This is a genomic window from Flavobacteriaceae bacterium (genome assembly GCA_003443635.1).
Taxonomy (GTDB): domain Bacteria; phylum Bacteroidota; class Bacteroidia; order Flavobacteriales; family Flavobacteriaceae; genus AU392.
The window spans coordinates 2,238,986-2,256,137 of record CP031964.1; the positions used below are offsets into that span (position 1 = coordinate 2,238,986).

At 30.7% G+C, this 17,152-nt stretch carries 14 protein-coding genes; 10 read left to right on the forward strand and 4 right to left on the reverse strand.

Annotated features, from left to right (window positions below; all coding sequences use genetic code 11):
- The first annotated feature begins 71 nt into the window (after positions 1-71).
- Positions 72-2,399 (forward strand): hypothetical protein, encoded by a 2,328-nt coding sequence (locus D1817_10170; GenBank protein AXT20228.1) that lies wholly within the window; start codon positions 72-74, stop codon positions 2,397-2,399.
- 4 nt (positions 2,400-2,403) lie between these two features.
- On the opposite strand, the gene D1817_10175 is transcribed toward D1817_10170, so the two are convergent.
- Positions 2,404-7,479 (reverse strand): gliding motility-associated C-terminal domain-containing protein, encoded by a 5,076-nt coding sequence (locus D1817_10175; protein AXT20229.1) that lies wholly within the window; start codon positions 7,477-7,479, stop codon positions 2,404-2,406.
- A gap of 201 nt (positions 7,480-7,680) precedes the next feature.
- On the opposite strand from D1817_10175, the gene D1817_10180 reads away from it, so the two are divergent.
- The 5 genes from D1817_10180 (at position 7,681) to D1817_10200 (ending at position 11,905) form a co-directional block, all read left to right on the forward strand.
- A complete protein-coding gene (locus D1817_10180; GenBank protein AXT20230.1) occupies positions 7,681-8,184 on the forward strand; it encodes a cupin domain-containing protein in 504 nt (167 codons plus the stop codon).
- Between the two features lie 83 nt (positions 8,185-8,267).
- Entirely contained in the window at positions 8,268-9,194 is a 927-nt protein-coding gene (locus D1817_10185) for a carbon-nitrogen hydrolase family protein (protein ID AXT20231.1), read from the forward strand.
- A 20-nt stretch (positions 9,195-9,214) separates the two neighbouring features.
- Positions 9,215-10,375 (forward strand): aminotransferase class V-fold PLP-dependent enzyme, encoded by a 1,161-nt coding sequence (locus D1817_10190; protein AXT20232.1) that lies wholly within the window; start codon positions 9,215-9,217, stop codon positions 10,373-10,375.
- Entirely contained in the window at positions 10,372-11,145 is a 774-nt protein-coding gene (locus D1817_10195) for a dTDP-glucose 4,6-dehydratase (GenBank protein ID AXT20233.1), read from the forward strand. Before D1817_10190 ends, D1817_10195 begins: the two co-directional genes overlap by 4 nt.
- Before the next feature lies 1 nt (position 11,146).
- Positions 11,147-11,905 carry an SDR family oxidoreductase gene (locus D1817_10200; GenBank protein AXT20234.1) on the forward strand — a complete coding sequence of 253 codons (759 nt, stop codon included), beginning with the start codon at positions 11,147-11,149 and terminating at the stop codon, positions 11,903-11,905.
- A 4-nt stretch (positions 11,906-11,909) separates the two neighbouring features.
- On the opposite strand, the gene D1817_10205 is transcribed toward D1817_10200, so the two are convergent.
- On the reverse strand, positions 11,910-13,055 hold the full coding sequence (locus D1817_10205; protein AXT20235.1) for a cysteine desulfurase: 1,146 nt from the start codon (positions 13,053-13,055) through the stop codon (positions 11,910-11,912).
- A 112-nt stretch (positions 13,056-13,167) separates the two neighbouring features.
- Here D1817_10205 and D1817_10210 point away from each other — a divergent pair, with 112 nt between their 5' ends.
- Positions 13,168-13,692: a hypothetical protein gene (locus D1817_10210; GenBank protein AXT20236.1), complete on the forward strand. Its 525-nt coding sequence runs from the start codon at positions 13,168-13,170 to the stop codon at positions 13,690-13,692.
- Positions 13,693-13,702: 10 nt separating this feature from the next.
- Here D1817_10210 and D1817_10215 read toward each other — a convergent pair whose 3' ends face one another.
- Both D1817_10215 and D1817_10220 read right to left on the reverse strand, forming a co-directional pair.
- On the reverse strand, positions 13,703-14,248 hold the full coding sequence (locus tag D1817_10215; protein AXT20237.1) for a DNA mismatch repair protein MutS: 546 nt from the start codon (positions 14,246-14,248) through the stop codon (positions 13,703-13,705).
- Entirely contained in the window at positions 14,248-14,451 is a 204-nt protein-coding gene (locus D1817_10220; GenBank protein ID AXT20238.1) for a hypothetical protein, read from the reverse strand. Before D1817_10220 ends, D1817_10215 begins: the two co-directional genes overlap by 1 nt.
- 206 nt (positions 14,452-14,657) lie before the next feature.
- On the opposite strand from D1817_10220, the gene D1817_10225 reads away from it, so the two are divergent.
- The 3 genes from D1817_10225 (at position 14,658) to D1817_10235 (ending at position 17,142) form a co-directional block, all read left to right on the forward strand.
- Positions 14,658-16,472 (forward strand): T9SS C-terminal target domain-containing protein, encoded by a 1,815-nt coding sequence (locus tag D1817_10225; GenBank protein AXT20239.1) that lies wholly within the window; start codon positions 14,658-14,660, stop codon positions 16,470-16,472.
- Between the two features lie 75 nt (positions 16,473-16,547).
- On the forward strand, positions 16,548-16,808 hold the full coding sequence (locus D1817_10230) for a DUF2752 domain-containing protein (GenBank protein AXT21268.1): 261 nt from the start codon (positions 16,548-16,550) through the stop codon (positions 16,806-16,808).
- 10 nt (positions 16,809-16,818) lie between these two features.
- Positions 16,819-17,142, forward strand: a complete 324-nt coding sequence (locus D1817_10235) for a DUF4190 domain-containing protein (protein ID AXT20240.1) — start codon at positions 16,819-16,821, stop codon at positions 17,140-17,142.
- Positions 17,143-17,152 lie beyond the last annotated feature (10 nt).

The following is a 17,152-nucleotide window of genomic DNA, read 5'->3' on the forward strand; positions in this document are numbered from 1 at the left end:
TTATCTTTACGTTTTTAGTTATTAAATGTAATTTATAATCCTAAAACCTACCATCATTAATTCATATTACAATGAAGCATTTTTTGTTTTTACTTATATGTTCAATCTTTATCTTTAGTAGCTGTGATGGCAATAATTCAGAACCTCAACTAAGTGCATTAAATTCTAAGGTTAAAAATGATTCCCTTCCTTCACGTAGGCAACTAAGACGTAATTTTTTTGAAAAACAAGAGTTACTTATCGTATATGGAGCACAAGATGAAAATATCGAAAAAAATTATAAAATTCTATTAGAGGAAATTTCAAAAACACCTCAAATAGGCAGGCGTACAACAGCTATAAACTATAAATCTATTGAAGAGATTACTCAAAGCGATATACAAAATCGTGTATTATTCTTGTTGGGTACACCAGAAAGTAATTCTTTAATTAAAGAATTATCAGTTGATCTACCACTTTCTTTTTCGAGTACAAAATTGATTTTTAATCAGAATGATTACTCAAATAAAAAGGATATTATTTCATTAATGTTTTATCCTAATCCAAAAAACATTAATCTACCTTTTAGTTTTATTACAGGAAATAGTGAACATGAAGTTTTTAATTTTATTAAAAATAAACTAACTCAAAATAGTCGTCGTCGTGGTTTTTTCTTTCAGAATATGGATTATGAAATTTTTAGTAATGACACTAAAGTACAAATGGGAAATTTTGATACCACTTGGAAAATTGACCCTAAAGTATATTTTGATTATTCAACTGGAAATGATACTATTTTAAAATCAGAATATTATAATTTTATATCGCACCAAGAAGCAATATCTACGTTAGGTATCTCTCAATTAAATAATGATATAGAAACTTCTACTAAAGCCATATTAACATTTTTAGGCAAAAAAAATATTTCCTCCAAAATCAATTATCACATTTATAAAACAGCAGAAGACAAAGGTTTAATGCTGGGCAATACAGAGCAAGCACACTTCGATATTAATGATCATTCAGTCCATACCATTATTAATGATAAATATGCCAATAATTTTATTCAAAAAGAAAACGATTTAATAATTCAACATCTTTTAGGAAGTTCTAAATCGTTAACATTAGGGCGAGGTTTACCTGTGTTTTTTACTAGCAAATGGCAACGAGAAGGTTATGAATACTGGGTAGGGCGCTTGGCAAAATCAGGTAATACTTTATCTTTAGAAGAATTGTTTGACAATGAGTTAATTGAAAATGAATCTGATTTAGTAGTAGATTGCATGTCAGCAGCTTTAATTGATTTTCTTATCAAAAAATTAGGTAAGGATCAATTGTTAAATAGGTATCAAAACTGGACCCCTTCTCCTAAGGAAATCTCGAACCTAGAATCTTCTTGGCAACAGTATTTAGATATTATAGCTCGTAATACAAAAGTTGTAGCAAAACGAAACTTTAGTACAACTTATTTAAAAGGTTTTAATTTTGCTCACGAAGGATATGGCATTTACAATGGTTATTTATCTCGTAAAGCTACCGATGCATTAGTAAAACAAAAAGAAATGGGTGCCAATGCCATTACAATTGTTCCTTATAGTTATATTAGAGGTAGTGGAAATATAGAGCCTACTTATCTGTCCTTAAACAAAGGAGCTGGGTCTGAAAATGATCAAGGTGTAATACATTCAGCCTATGAAGCAAAAAAAATGGGAATGTCTACACTATTAAAACCTCAAATATTTGTTGGAGGCAGCTGGCCAGGTGAAATGGATTTTGAAACCGAAGAGCAATGGCAAGCATTCTTTAGTTATTACTATCGTTGGATTAGACATTATGCCTTTTTAGCAGAAATACATAATATTGAAATGTTATCTGTAGGGGTTGAGTTTTCAATTGCAACTTTAACTCACGAGAGTAATTGGACAAGGATGATCAAAAACATTCGAGGTTTTTATTCCGGAAAACTAACTTATTCAGCTAATTGGGGAAAAGAGTTTGAAACCATTAGTTTATGGAAGGATTTAGATTTTATTGGTATTAATTCATATTACCCATTAAGTAATAAAAATGATGCCACAGATGAAGAGTTAAAAACAAGCTTTAATAAAGTAAAATCAAAAATTAAATCGGTTTATAATACATATAAAAAACCTATTGTATTTACTGAGATTGGTTTTAGAAGTATTAATGCTCCATGGAAACAACCTTATTCTGATGGCGATAACACCATTTTTAATGAAGAACATCAAGATCGCGCTTACAAAGTAATTTTTGAAGGCATAGAAAATGAAGAATGGTGTGGCGGGATTTTATGGTGGAAATTCCCTAGTTATCTTGAATATAGAGGAGTTGAAAATACTGCTTTTACGCCTAATAATAAAAGAGCAGAAACTACAGTCAGAAAATGGTTCGCAAAATAAATTATTATCGTTTTAAAGTAAAGTGTCTTGTAACCTCTCTTCCGTCTTGTAAACGTACTCTAAACCAATAATCATTTGTTGGTAAGCTTTCTCCATTAAACGTACCATCCCAACCAATAGATAAAGGAGATAATTGTTTTATTAGCTTGCCATAACGATCAAAAATGTAAATAATAGTATCGGGTTGAAATTGTTCGTTAACTCCTCTTACTTGCCAAAAATCGTTATCTCCATCATTATTAGGTGTAAAAAATCTTGGGAATCCTATAACAGAAACTTCTATAGATACAGTACCACATCCATTTTTATCTCTCACATAAATAGTGTGAAATCCAGGAGCTACATTTTCGAAAAACGGTTCGTCTTGATAAGGCCCAAATTCACTATCTAATGAAAATTCATAATCTCCTAAACCTAAATTATTATTTGTAGTATTGATTGTTATTGTATTATTATCTGAAATATCTACAATGTCTATATCATCTAAAGTAATCGTTGCTAATTCTGATGCGTTTACAAAAATTTCTCTAGTTCGTGAGCAATCTGTACCATCTGTTGTAGTTAATGTTACAAAATAAGTTCCAGGAATAGTTACCGTTAACGTAGATTCATCTGATAGGAAGTCACCGGTGCTATTTGTCCAAAAATATGTAAAATTTTGAGTGGGATTATCTTCTTGAGGGTCTAATACTATACTAAAGTTGGGATCAGATTGGCATAAAATTATTGGAGTCTCTACCGAAAAATCAGGTAATGGGTTTACTATCAAATCAAAACTAGTAGTAGCAACACAGTTTCTGTTAATAGGGTTAACAACTTCTACAGATATTGTTTGTGTTGCTGAAGTAAAAGGGTTTGGTAATGGACTTGGTAATGTATTACCTGATCCATCAAAATAAAAAACTTCCATTCCAGTTTGTCCATTAAGGATAGTACTTTGTATTTGAGATGTATCAAAATCGTGTAATCCATCTGCATCATCAATACCGTCATCACAAACAGGGTCAATAATTACAGTATTTGCTATTGGAGAATCATCGACAATAAATTCTAAAGTAGTTTCATCTGTACATGGGCCATTTAAAGCATTAGTAATATTGTTTGTAAGTACAATTCTGATAGTTTGACTAGTCGTTAGAAATGGATTTGGCAATGGGCTTGGTAACGGATTATTATTCTCATCAAAATAAGTAATTGTTACATCATTAGGATCTTGTCCGTTTAATAAATCTGTTTCAACTTGCGATACATCAAATGGGAAAATTCCATCATCGTCATCATCACATTGCCTTTCAATAGTTACTGTATTTGCAATTGGCAATGCTTCAACATTTAAAGTTACATGTACTCCAAACCCTAAACAATCATTATTAATTTCACTATCAACTCTAATATAGATGTCTTGAGAATTTGGGTATCCAATATTTCTGTAATTAGAGGGATCTGTAATTGCGTTTATTTCTTCTAAAGCATCTGCTTCATTTCTATAATAACTTATTATTGGATTCTGCCCTACAGGAAAAAGAGCTTCTACTAAAGGGGTCACATTGCTAAAATCAAATGTTGCTATACCATCACGATTATCATTATTAGCAGTATCATTTCCATTACTATCTAAAAAATCATCACAAACTGTAAATATATTTTGAAAAGAAGCAGGAATAGCAGTAACTGATACTCTAAGCTGAACTTCAGAAACCACTGCACAGCCAAATTCAGAAGTTATTCTAGCCCAAACTATATCACTACTTGGTGTTCTATTAATATAAGTAGTAGGATTAGCAATGAAACCATTGCTGGATGTATCTCCAGAACGTGCTTCAGCTTCGGTTAAAAAATAAGTAAACGTTTCATTTGCAGCATTAGATGAAATCTCTAAATTTACTTCATTTAGATTAAAAGCACTAAATCCATCAATATCATTATCACATTGCAATAATTCTACTGGTGTATTAATAATAGGCAACGGGTATACTGTTAAGGTTATCTCATCAGAAAATAATCCACAACTATTTCCTATTCTGTCTAATCGAGCTCTGTATTGCGTTGTATTAAAGCTAAGCGGAGTTGTGATAATAGATAAATTAGCAGTTGTGACACCATTATAATTTGCATCATCTGTTAAATTTGTCCAAAGAATCCCATCGTTACTTACCTGCCATTGAATCGTATCAAATTCTGAAGATTCTAAATTAATAATAATATCAGACAGCTCACAAACAGCTTGATTAGTAGGTTGTACATCTATAGAAATAGGTGCAGCAATAATATAATTAGGGTTTGGGGTTATATAACCGTCATTTGCATTAGTAACTACTCCTAAAATATTAACTATAACTGGTGTATCTCCAAGCATAGCATCTCCGTTTCCATCTGAAAAACCAGCTTCAATAACATCACTACACAAGTCAGCATCACTATCGCTATCTCTATAATTAAATAAAATATCTGCATCCGTATTTACTAGCACATAACCTATTTCACCGCTATCAGGATTTGTTTCTGCCGCATCTATCCATCCATTCAATCCAAAGTCTATAATTGGATTATCTACAATACCATCAAAATCTGTATCTGATAATAAGCTCCCTGATTCTTCTATATCGTATATGCCATCGTTATCACTATCTAAATCTATATAATCTGGAACCGTATCTATATCTGTATCAATTTCAATAGCATTAATATCAAAAACATCATCTAATCCATTAGCATCTACATCTACATTAGACACGATAATTCCACCTACCCCTTGAGACTCAATAATATCTGGGACAGTATCATTATCAGAATCTAAATCTAATGCATCTTCTATACCGTCATTATCTATATCTCTAGGCACACAGGTAGTAATTATTCTAAATGTTGCTTGGTTACTACTTGTTTCTGAATTTGTTTTATGTGTATATATAAATGAATCTACTAAGTGAGCAGAGAACGAAAAGGTTCCTGCTCCCAGAGCTAATGAAGGTCCATTTACTCTAAAACGAATTTCAAATGATGAGAACTCGGTAACTCCAGTTTCAAAAATACCGTCAAAATTAGTATCAATTAATATTTGATTATCTGGGTTTAATACAGTAATATTTTTATCATTCGGTACTCTTAATATAAATTCTTCATCATTAGTTAATAACCCATTACCTAAAGTTGTTGTGGAAGCATATTCCAATTGTAAACTCAACTCACTATCAAAATCTAATTGATAAGTCACACTAGTTTCGTCATTCCCAGTTTGAGCAGGCAAATCTGTTCTAAAACTACCATCTGGTGCACCTATAAAAGGTGTTGTTGCTACATTCCCTTGAGTCATAACTATTCCTGTATAAGTATAGTTTCCTATTGGTATTGTACCTCCATTACTATTTGATAAATCTATATCTTGATTTCCAAAAGATTCAGAACAATTAAGAATTCCGTCGTTATCATTATCAATATCAATATTATCATTAACGTCGTCATTATCAATATCTGTTGGGCAAGCACTTACAGGAATAACATCTGATTGCAAAGATCCTGGGCATCCAGAAATTTCTCCTACTACATAATAAAACCCTGGTTCTTGAGGTATAAATGTTATGTCTGTCGCTCCAGGAATAGCTTGATCATTTAAAAACCACTGAAATGTATCAAAAGAAGAAATACTACTCAACCCTAATTGTACATTAGGAATACATTGGCCAGCTTGAGAAACATCTATATCTTGTAATGAGACTTCTGGAGTAAACGAAAATCCTGAATAATATCCTCCAAATGCAGCAGCACCATTAGCTCCGAAGTATGCAACATAAACTTGTCTGGTAGATACTACACTTACGTTTCCTGAAAGGCCTTCAACTATATAAGTTTCTAGATTTGGGTTTCCTGTAATATTTTGTCTAACTCCTCCTAATGCCAAAATATCTGTACCGTTAATTGTTACACTTGCACCAACTTCTGTAACTATCGTTATTCCCCCAGAAAATGTTATTGATCCAATATTATTAATAAAAGGAATATTATCTACAATACGTGGTGTTTGGCAGTTAATTGGAGGAACAAAAAACATTCCTTGATTAGGTTCACTATTAAAAACACCTCCAATTCCTTGATAAGCAAATACATTTTTTGAGGTCGTTACATATAAGTTATTATTTGTTCCATAGTTTGATCCATCAATAGAAATAAATTCACCGGCATCTAATGTTGTTAATAGCGTTGTTCCATTTATAAATACTTCTGTATCATTCTCGTGTGCAACAATTAATGGACGTTCAACCTGATCATTCCCTCTAGCTCTAACAAAAACATACTCATTGCCTATTCGCTCTAATGGCACTAATTGATCAATTCCAATATCTCTCCCCCCGCCTATGTCATTACTACCATTAAAAGAACCACTGTTAACTGCTATTGGTTTTGTAGCCGATACTAAAGTTCCTATTAACCCATCTCCGTTTGCATTGGTGATATTGGTTTGTAAAGCTATAATATAACTCTCTCCAGTATTTAATGTGATATTAGTTGGTGTGTTATTAAGTATGACAACTCCTGGTCCCAAATCTGTAAAACTCACATCTGTATTATCTTCTGTAGCTAATACAGAAACAAAGCTCAAATAATCTGCTGCTGGGTTTGTTGTTTGACTTGTAAATGTTCCTACTCTAAATGTTCTTCCTAAACCAGCCAGTCCTTTACTTACCAACCCACCTGCTTGTGGAAAATTATTACCAGCTAGTAATCTGACCGTTACATATACTAAATCTTCAGCTTCAATAATATATCCCTTATCATTATGTAATGAAGCTGTATCTGAGCTATTTACTACAAGTTGAGAATCATTAGTATTGCTAATAAAAAACTCTATTGGGGATCCATTAGACACTACCATATCTATAGGTGTTCCTCCTAAAGGAATAATCCTCACATTTACATTGGTTGCTGTTGGTGTTGAAATATATAAATACTGTCCCTGAGGAATGGAGCCTGTACTGTTAGATGCTGTTAAAGGAGGAATATAATGAGTTCTACTAAATTGAGAGTATCCCAATTTTGTAAAAAAAAGAAATAAGATTAAAATTAATCCTTTTATGTATTTCACTTTTCTCAAATCATTTATTTATATGAGTGAAATTAAAAAATGACGCTTACAAATAAATATATAAGACTTAAAGTAGATACTAATAGTTTAATTCTTTTGATTTTTTAACAGTTTTATCGATGAAATAATAAAAATCATCGTTTATCTATTTCAATTATAAATATTCAAAATATATTTACAACAATTATTTTTATAAATTATATGGATAAAATTGAAAGCATCATCCAATATTTGGATCTAGCCCCCCATCCAGAAGGAGGTTACTATAAAGAAACTTACAGAAGTGAGGGTGAAATAAATTTAGATAGCCTCAGTGCAAACTATTCTGGAAAAAGAAATTATTCAACAAGTATTTATTTTCTATTAACTTCAAAAATAGTTTCAGCTTTTCATAGAATTAATCAAGATGAGATTTGGCATTTTTATGATGGTCATCCTATAAAAATTCATATGATTTCTGATACTGGAAATTATTCTAATGTAATTATTGGCAATCAATTAAGCAAAGGGCAAACGCCACAATTTGTAGTTCCTGGGCATGTTTGGTTTGCAGCCGAGGTCATTAGTGATAATAGCTATGGGTTAGTAGGTTGCACTGTAGCTCCTGGGTTTGATTTTGATGATTTTATATTACCAACACGAGAAGAATTAATTTTAAGATTTCCTCGGCACAAAAACATTATCACGCAATTTACACGTCAATAAATTAAATATTTCTTAAAGAGCGTACGAAAGTGTATTTTTACACAGAGTTTTGTAGTACATTTTCCTTTTTTAAATAATAATTAATGTCTAAAGTAAAAGTTGCCTTAATACAAGATAGTCCTGCTTTTTTCGATAAAGAAAAAACTATTGCTAAAGTTGAAGATTTCACTAAAACTTATGCAAAACAAGGTTGTGAACTAATTGTTTTTCCAGAGTCATTTATTCCTGGGTATCCTCGAGGATTTGATTTCGGAGCAAAAGTAGGTAGTCGCACACAAGAAGGTCGAGAATTGTATGCCGAATATTCAAGAAACAGTATTAATCTAAAAAGTGACGATTTAAAACAACTAGAACGTATTTCGAAAGAAAACAGTTGTTATATGATAGTTGGTGCTACTGAACAAAAAGAAACGAACGGAAGTTTATATTGTTCGATGTTATATATCTCTCCTACTGATGGTTTATTAGGTGTACACCGAAAAATAAAACCTACAGGAACCGAACGTATTATTTGGGCTGAAGCCTCTGGAGAATCTTTAGTTACTTTTAACACTAAAATTGGAAAATTAGGAGGATTAATTTGTTGGGAAAATTATATGCCTTTAGCGCGTATGGCTATGTATAAAAAGGGAGTTGAAATTTATATTGCACCTACAGCAGATTCAAGAGAAAATTGGATTTCTACGATGAAGCATATTGCTTTAGAGGGACGTTGTTTTGTATTAGGGTGTAATCAATACTTCACAAAGTCAATGTATCCAGAAAAATATCAGCATTTAATTACCGATAGTCCTGAAAATATATGTCCTGGAGGGAGTGTTATTGTATCTCCATTAGGGGAAATAATAGAAGGTCCATTATTTGACAGTTCTGGTGCATTGGTAGCAGAATTAAATTTAAACGATATCAACTCAAGTAAATTAGATTTTGATGTGATTGGGCATTATTCACGAGATGACATTTTTAAGTTTAATGTTGTTAACCAACCAGAAATAAAAAAAGAAAAGTAAAAGCAGTAAATTATTCAACAATGCTTAAAAATCAAAAACATTTATTTAATCTTAACGATAATATCCATTATTTAAACTGTGCTTATAAAGCACCACTTTTAAAAGCTTCAGAAGCTGGAGTTATAAAAGCATTACAACGTGAACATAACCCTATTGATTTTTCTGCAGAAGCTTTTTTTGATGAAGTAGATGAGATTAAAGTTTTATTTGGAAAACTCGTTAATTGTGTACCAGAACAAGTAGCTATGATTCCGTCTACATCATATGGATTTGCTTCGGTTCTAAATAATATTCCATACAAACAAGGGCAGCATGTATTAACAGTTGAAAATGAATTCCCAAGTGATTATTATTCCATCCAACGTTGGTGCAATACTCATAATGCAGAATTACGAATTATTAAACCTGATACAAATTCAGAACAAATTGGTGAACATTGGAACACAAAGCTTATTGAAAACATTAACGAAAATACTGCAATTGTAAATATTTCATCTGTACATTGGATGACAGGGTTACAATTTGATTTAGAAGCTATTGGGCAAAAATGTAAAACAGTTGGTGCAAAGTTCATTATTGACGGAACACAGTCAGTTGGAGCGTTACCTATGGATATTCAAAAGTATAATATTGATGCATTGATTTGCGCAAGTTATAAATGGCTTATTGGTCCATATTCCATGGGATTAATGTATATAAGCCCAGAATTTAATGATGGAGTGCCTCTTGAAGAATCTTGGATGAATCGTTCTAATGCTAAAGATTTTAGAAGTTTGACCAATTATACTAATGATTATACTTCTGGGGCTGCACGTTACAATGTTGGTGAAACAAGTAATTTTATTTCTATGCCTATTTTAAAGGCAGGTTTACAAACTATTTTAAAGTGGACTCCTGAAGGGGTTCAAGAATACACAAAAGAACTAATACAACCGCTTCGTAATTATTTAGAAAATTTAGGTGTTATATTTGAAGAAGATAAATATTTTTCAAATCACCTTATCGGAGTTAAGTTACCAGAAAATATTAATATAGAAGCATTGACCGAAAATTTAGTCAAACAGAACATATACCTATCTGTTAGAGGCTCATCATTACGCATTTCTGTTAATGTTTTTAATACATCAATTGACATCGAACGTTTAATAAATGTTATTGAAACTACAAGAACGTCATCTTGAAGAAAACTGTTAGTATATTAGGTTGTGGTTGGCTAGGCGTACCCTTAGCAGAATTCTTAATACAAAATGGTTATACTATTAAAGGTTCAACTAGAACCGAAGAAAAGTTGCAACCTCTTAAATCTAAAAATATTCATCCATTTTTAATTGACTTAGAAAATTTATCTCATAACATTTCTGAGTTTTTGGATACAGATATTTTAATTATTGCGACTACCTGCAAAAATAATAACGCTTTTAAAAATTTGATTTCTCACATAAGATTATCACGAGCTGAAGCTGTTATTTTTATTAGCTCTACTTCTGTGTATCCAATGTTAAATAGAGTAGTTACTGAAAATGATAAAACTATAGATTCTCCTTTAGCTGCAATAGAAAATCTATTTATTTCAAATACAGATTTATCGAGCATTATTATACGTTTTGCTGGTTTAATAGGTCCTAAACGCAACCCTGCTTGGTTTTTTAGAAATGGAAAAACAATAAAACACCCACAAGGGTTTGTTAATTTAATTCATCTCACAGATTGTATTCACATTATACATTTAATTATAAAGAAGAATATTAAAAACGAAATTTTAAACGCTTGTACAGATGCTCATCCTAAGCGACTTGATTTTTATACAGAAATAATGAAGCGTATAGGAAGGACTACTCCAGCTATCGAAACACCAGAACAATTAAAATATAAAATTATTAGTAACAAAAAAATAAAAAAACTATTAGATTATGAATTTGTGTATCAAAATCTTTTAGATATCAAGTACTAAAATGAGAAAACTTGAACATAAAATTGCTTTAGTTACTGGAGCAAGTAGAGGAATTGGTAAAGCTATAGCAATACAATTAGCTACAGAAGGTGCTTTTGTTATTATACATTATGCTTCAAACGAGAAAGCAGCTAATAAAACTCTTTCAGATATTAATGCCTTAGGAGGAAAAGGGATCACTATAAAATCAGATTTCTCATCTGTTAATGAAATTACATTATTATTTAAAGAACTAGATCAAATTTTAAATAACAAGAAAATTGATTTTCTTATCAATAATGCAGGTATTTTAAATAAATATGACCTCGAGCATATTACTGAAGAACAATTTGATTCTCAATTTGCTATTAATGTCAAATCCCCTTTTTTTATAACTCAACAAGCACTTCCTCGAATTAATGATGGAGGGCGTATTGTAAATATCTCATCTTACCTTTCAAAAAGGCCCAAATATGAATACGGAGCTTATGCTATGACAAAAGCTGCTATTGATAATTTCACTATTTCATTAGCAATAGCTTTAGGTCCTCGCAAAATAACAGTAAATGCAATTGCTCCGGGATCTATCGATACTGATATGAATAAAGATAGATTTAAAGATATAAAAGTAAAAGAAGCTGTTGGTAAAATGGCAGCTTTACAACGTGTAGGAACTCCTAGTGATATAGCAAATACTGTTATATTTCTTTGTTCTCAAGCAGGGGAATGGATAACTGGTCAATATATAGAAGCTAGTGGTGGTTTAGGCCTAATTAAATAAGAAGTTACTTCTCGACAAACTCTTTTAACACATTTATCACATAATCAATCTCTTCTTTTGTATTATATATGCTAAACGAGAAGCGCATTGATGGTTTTTGTAAATCTTCATCACTTAAAATTTGTGACAATACATGAGACCCCTTAACACTACCACTTTGACAAGCACTTCCTTTAGAACAGGCTATCCCTTTTAAATCTAATTGAAATAAAAGCATACTGGCTTTTTTGGAATCTACAGGTAAGTTTATATTAACAGCCATATAAGTACTCTTTTCTAAATCTGCCGAATGACCATTAAATTTTACTTCTGGGATTGCTGTTTCTAATTCTTTTATAAAATAGTGTTTCAATTCTAACACATATGCTTTTTCTTTCTCAAGATTGTCATATGATAAATTTAAAGCTTTATTTAAACCAATTATATTGTGAACACACTCAGTTCCTGCACGATAACCTCGTTCTTGCTCTCCACCTAAAATAAGAGGTTTTACCCCCGAATCTTTACGTATAAATGCAAAACCCACTCCTTTTGGACCATGGAATTTATGTGCACTGGCTGCTAAAAAATCAATACCAATATCTTGCAAGTCCATTTCATAATGACCTATAGATTGAACAGTATCACTATGGAATAAAGCATCGTTAGCTAAGCATAAATCTGCCACTCTCTGAATATCTAAAATATTACCAATTTCATTATTGATATGCATTAAGCTTACTAAAGTTTTTTTAGGAGAATTTAGTAATTGCTCTAAGTGATTAAAATCGATATCGCCTTTTGAGTTTACAGATACATAACTCAACTCAATATTGTATTCTGATTGTAATTGTTCTATAGTATGTAAAACTGCATGATGTTCAATTCGAGATGTAATAATATGAGTTACTTTTAAATCCCTTACTGCACTTTGTAAAACTAAATTATCTGCTTCTGTACCTCCAGATGTAAAAATAATTTCTCCTGGAGATACATTAAAACGTTTAGCAATTTGCTTTCTAGATTGTTCAACTAAAGATTTAGATGATCTTCCAAAACTATGTGTAGATGAGGCATTTCCATAGTTATTTTTCATAACATTAATCATTGCCTCTATTACTTCATCTCTAATTTGTGAAGTGGCAGCGTTATCAAAATATACTTGTTTCATTTATTACTTATCTAGGTTGGTTTCAAAAACAAAAATAAGTGAAATAAAATTATTATTAATATGATACGTTATAAAATACAATTGCATTATTTTTGCTGAAATACTTAAAAAAATGCGTCACGTATTATTTACAATTATTAGTTTGTTTTTTTTATCACTATCGTCTTGTAGTAACACAGATTTAACAGAAATAAGTTTAGATGCTTTTGATCAGGAATTAGGATTTTGTATTGGCCCAAACGGGAATGACTTTATTGTTTTTGATACAACTCCAGATCCATTTCAATCATTAATTCTTGTAATTCCTAATGATACAATGAATGCATTAATATTTAATCCTACAGATCAACCAACTGAAGGGTCTTTAACTATTAACGGAACGACTACTCGTTTAAACTATAGAACATATAATGGTAATCCTGATACTGTGATTTGCCAACCTGTGCCATCTGCAGTAACTATTATTGACGATTTTGATTCTGCTTCTGGCACTATAAATTATTCTTCTACATCTTCTGACTCAGGGAACATAAGAACTGTTATTATTACCTTTTCTGTTAGCGATATAGACCTAGAAGTTTTAAGAATAGCTGGAGAGCAATCTATAGGCACACTAACTTTAACTTTAACGATCTAAATCATTTGACTTAATTTTGATAAATATAGATTTCTGTAGCACCTAATCCATATTTCTGATAATTAGCATCGTAATATTTTATATTATCATAACGTTTGAACAAATATTCTAGTTCTAATTTTAATACGCCCTCTCCCACTCCATGAATAAATACAACTTTTTTGATACGCTTTTTTATTGCAAATTCTAATTGATGCTTTGCAGTATTTAATTGAAGTGTGAGCATTTCATGATTAGACATTCTTTTTGAAAATTTGGTTAATTGATGAATATGCAAATCCACTTCCATTGCTGGTAAGTTCCGTTCTTTAGCTTTAACTTTAATTGATTTATGTTTTTTTATTTCTTTTTCAGAAATAACATCTTCTATCGAAGATTTAGAGAATGCTTTACTTTTTAATGCTATAGAATTATCAGTTTTAATTAATTCTTTTTTAAAAAACTCTAACTCAAACCCATCATCAGTTTCAATAACAACCTTATCATCAATAATTTTAATTATTGTTCCAGAAAAATTTTCATCTAAAACAGTAACAATGTCTCCTTTTTTAAGCATTATAATTTTTCATCAGAGTTATCACTTTCACTAGTATTTGTTTTACTAGATATTCCTCTAGATAATCGATATAAGCCTAGCATTAATAAAAATATACCTAATATTAAAAAATATACATTTTGAGTATCTTCAGAATTTACATATAATGCAATAATACCTCCGATAATTATAAATAAATAATTGATGAGTCTTGAAATATTCATGTTAAACAGTGTTTTACTAATTACAGTATTCTTTTTTTAATTTTTATACTAATTAATTATTCTGAAAGTAATTTTTTAAGCGTACGACTATTAGTCTTGTACTAGAGACCCCAAATTTAGTTAAAAGATACATTTAGTTTACATTTTTCTTTTTTACAGAAGCATTTGTTGTTTTGTAGTACTTCTATACAATTAAAAAAAGCGTTATGAAAATTACTCATAAGTATCTATTTATAATATTACTGACCTTATCTACAAAAACAATTTTTGCGCAATTATATGTAGAAAACTCAAGCTATGTATTTGTAAATGATCAAGTACTATATGTAGAAGATGATATAAACTTAAATAATATAGAAAGCTCTATTTTTTTAAGAACAGAAGCTCAATTAATCCAAGGTTCTGGTATCACCGGGAATTCTGGTATTGGTTCACTTAGTCTTTATCAAGAAGGGAATGTAGATGCTTACGAATTTAATTATTGGTGTTCACCCATAGGAGATAATTCTAATTCTAATTTTAACAACAATCCTTTTGGAATTACATTTTTAAATGATGTAGTTAATTTAACTACTTCTATCCCTGCTGGAACTTCTCGTTTACCTGGATTTAATGGTACAGCTTCTCCTTTAAATATAGAGCCATTTTGGATTTTTAAATTTGTTGCTGGTGCAACTACTTCTTCTTTTGTTCAAGTACAAGCAAATACATCTATTAATCCAGGCGAAGGGTTTACTATGAAAGGAACTAATGGAACAAGTGCTAATAATCCTGGAAATTCACAACGTTATGATTTTAAGGGAAAACCTAATAATGGAAATATAGATGTAACCATTTTAAAAGATAATTTAACTTTAGTAGGAAACCCTTACCCCTCTGCATTAGATGCTGCTGCATATATTCATGATTCAGATAATGCTTTAGTAATAAATGGTACTTTATTTTACTGGGAACAAGATCTTAATGTAAATTCTCATAATCTTATTGATTATCAAGGAGGTTATGCCACATATACTATTGATGCGACTGGAACTTTTGAAACTTTTGTTCCGGCAACATTTAACACTTTTAACACAGATGGTACCATAAATGTTGCAGGAGTAGGAACTGGTATTAAAACTGCAAGACGATTTATCCCTATAGGGCAAGGTTTTTTTGTACAGGCCATAGAAGATGGTAATGTAACTGCAAAAAATAGCCATCGTGTTTTTATAAAAGAATCGAGTTCAGACAGTGAATTTTTTGGAATTGAAAATAACGATAAAAACGTTATTTTAAATAATAATATATCACCTTCTGAAGTAAGTAATAGTTTTAATAATGAAATTACCCCTATTCCTAATGACTTTAAACGTTTTCGATTAAATATTGATTTTAATGATCTGTATACAAGGCAATTGTTACAAAACTTCCATCAATCTGCAACCGATGGTTTTGATTATGGATTAGAAACACGAAGTCCTCAAGGGGTAGCCTCAGATGCATATTGGGTATTTGAAGATCAACTTTATGCAGCTCAAGCGTTTAATTTTAGAGAAGATCTAATCATTCCATTAACTATAACATTAGCTGAACCACAATCTATTCGATTTAGAATTTTTGGAATTCAAAATTTTGATGAAAGCCAACCTATTTATCTTTATGATAATGAGACCGGCTTATACACAGATTTAAGAGAGCAAGATCTTAATATTAACTTGCCTGAAGGTACATTTAGTGATCGTTTTGAAATTAGATTTTTACAAGAAACTTTAAGCACTTCTGATGAGGTTTTTCAGCAGTTTGACGTTTTTCAAAATAACGAAACATCTCAATTAACCATTGAAAATCCTACTGGTTTAGATGTTAGATCAGTAGCATTTTATGATATAACTGGACGACGTGTTTTTATACAAAAAAATTTACCTCAGGAAAGCTCATATCAATTTACTACTAATAAATATAACAATGGCGTTTATATAGTAGAGATAGATCTTGGTCGACAATCCAATTTTACCAAAAAAGTAATTATTAGTAATTAAGAAGCTAAATTCTATTTCGTTTTTTACATTTGTAAGATGCTGAAACAACTAATGTTTATTGCTCCTGAAGATTATATGCTATCTTGTTTATGGAAAAAAACTTTTGATGTAGATTGTCTAGGGTGTGGATTTCAACGTTCTTTATTATTAGTTTTTAAAGGTGAGTTTGTTTCTGCATTTAATATGTACCCAGCAATTTATACGCTTATTATAATGTTTATGTTTTTAATTATACATATACGCTATAATTTTAAATTTGGTCATAAGGTTTTATTAGGATTGTTCATATTAAACGTTAGTATTATGATTGTCAGTTATTACATAAAACATTTTTAAATCAATTTAAATGGAAAAACAACCACTACCCAATGCAACTTTAATACTAGTGATGGGAATTTTATCAATCGTAGGCTGTTGTGTTTACGGAATCCCTGGGCTTATTTTTGGCCTTATCGCTATCATACTTGGCGTTAAATCTACTAGGCTATACAAGCAAGATCCAGAGAATTATTCAAATTATGGGAATGTAAATGCAGGTAAAATAATGGGGATCATAGGGTTGTCATTAAGCATTATATATATCATATTAATTATAATGCTTATTTCTGCAATAGGATGGGCAGCAATTAGCGATCCTGAAACATTTAGAGAGAGTTTTCAAGGTTTATAGAGGGATAGCA

What these genes read in the sequence shown, in the direction of transcription:
- D1817_10230 (AXT21268.1), top strand. Translation starts at nt 16,548, where the DNA reads ATGCTATCTTGTTTATGGAAAAAAACTTTTGATGTAGATTGTCTAGGG.
- D1817_10210 (AXT20236.1), top strand. Translation starts at nt 13,168, where the DNA reads ATGCGTCACGTATTATTTACAATTATTAGTTTGTTTTTTTTATCACTA.
- D1817_10225 (AXT20239.1), top strand. Translation starts at nt 14,658, where the DNA reads ATGAAAATTACTCATAAGTATCTATTTATAATATTACTGACCTTATCT.
- D1817_10235 (AXT20240.1), top strand. Translation starts at nt 16,819, where the DNA reads ATGGAAAAACAACCACTACCCAATGCAACTTTAATACTAGTGATGGGA.
- D1817_10200 (AXT20234.1), top strand. Translation starts at nt 11,147, where the DNA reads ATGAGAAAACTTGAACATAAAATTGCTTTAGTTACTGGAGCAAGTAGA.
- D1817_10170 (AXT20228.1), top strand. Translation starts at nt 72, where the DNA reads ATGAAGCATTTTTTGTTTTTACTTATATGTTCAATCTTTATCTTTAGT.
- D1817_10220 (AXT20238.1), bottom strand. Translation starts at nt 14,451, where the DNA reads ATGAATATTTCAAGACTCATCAATTATTTATTTATAATTATCGGAGGT.
- D1817_10205 (AXT20235.1), bottom strand. Translation starts at nt 13,055, where the DNA reads ATGAAACAAGTATATTTTGATAACGCTGCCACTTCACAAATTAGAGAT.
- D1817_10180 (AXT20230.1), top strand. Translation starts at nt 7,681, where the DNA reads ATGGATAAAATTGAAAGCATCATCCAATATTTGGATCTAGCCCCCCAT.
- D1817_10215 (AXT20237.1), bottom strand. Translation starts at nt 14,248, where the DNA reads ATGCTTAAAAAAGGAGACATTGTTACTGTTTTAGATGAAAATTTTTCT.
- D1817_10190 (AXT20232.1), top strand. Translation starts at nt 9,215, where the DNA reads ATGCTTAAAAATCAAAAACATTTATTTAATCTTAACGATAATATCCAT.
- D1817_10185 (AXT20231.1), top strand. Translation starts at nt 8,268, where the DNA reads ATGTCTAAAGTAAAAGTTGCCTTAATACAAGATAGTCCTGCTTTTTTC.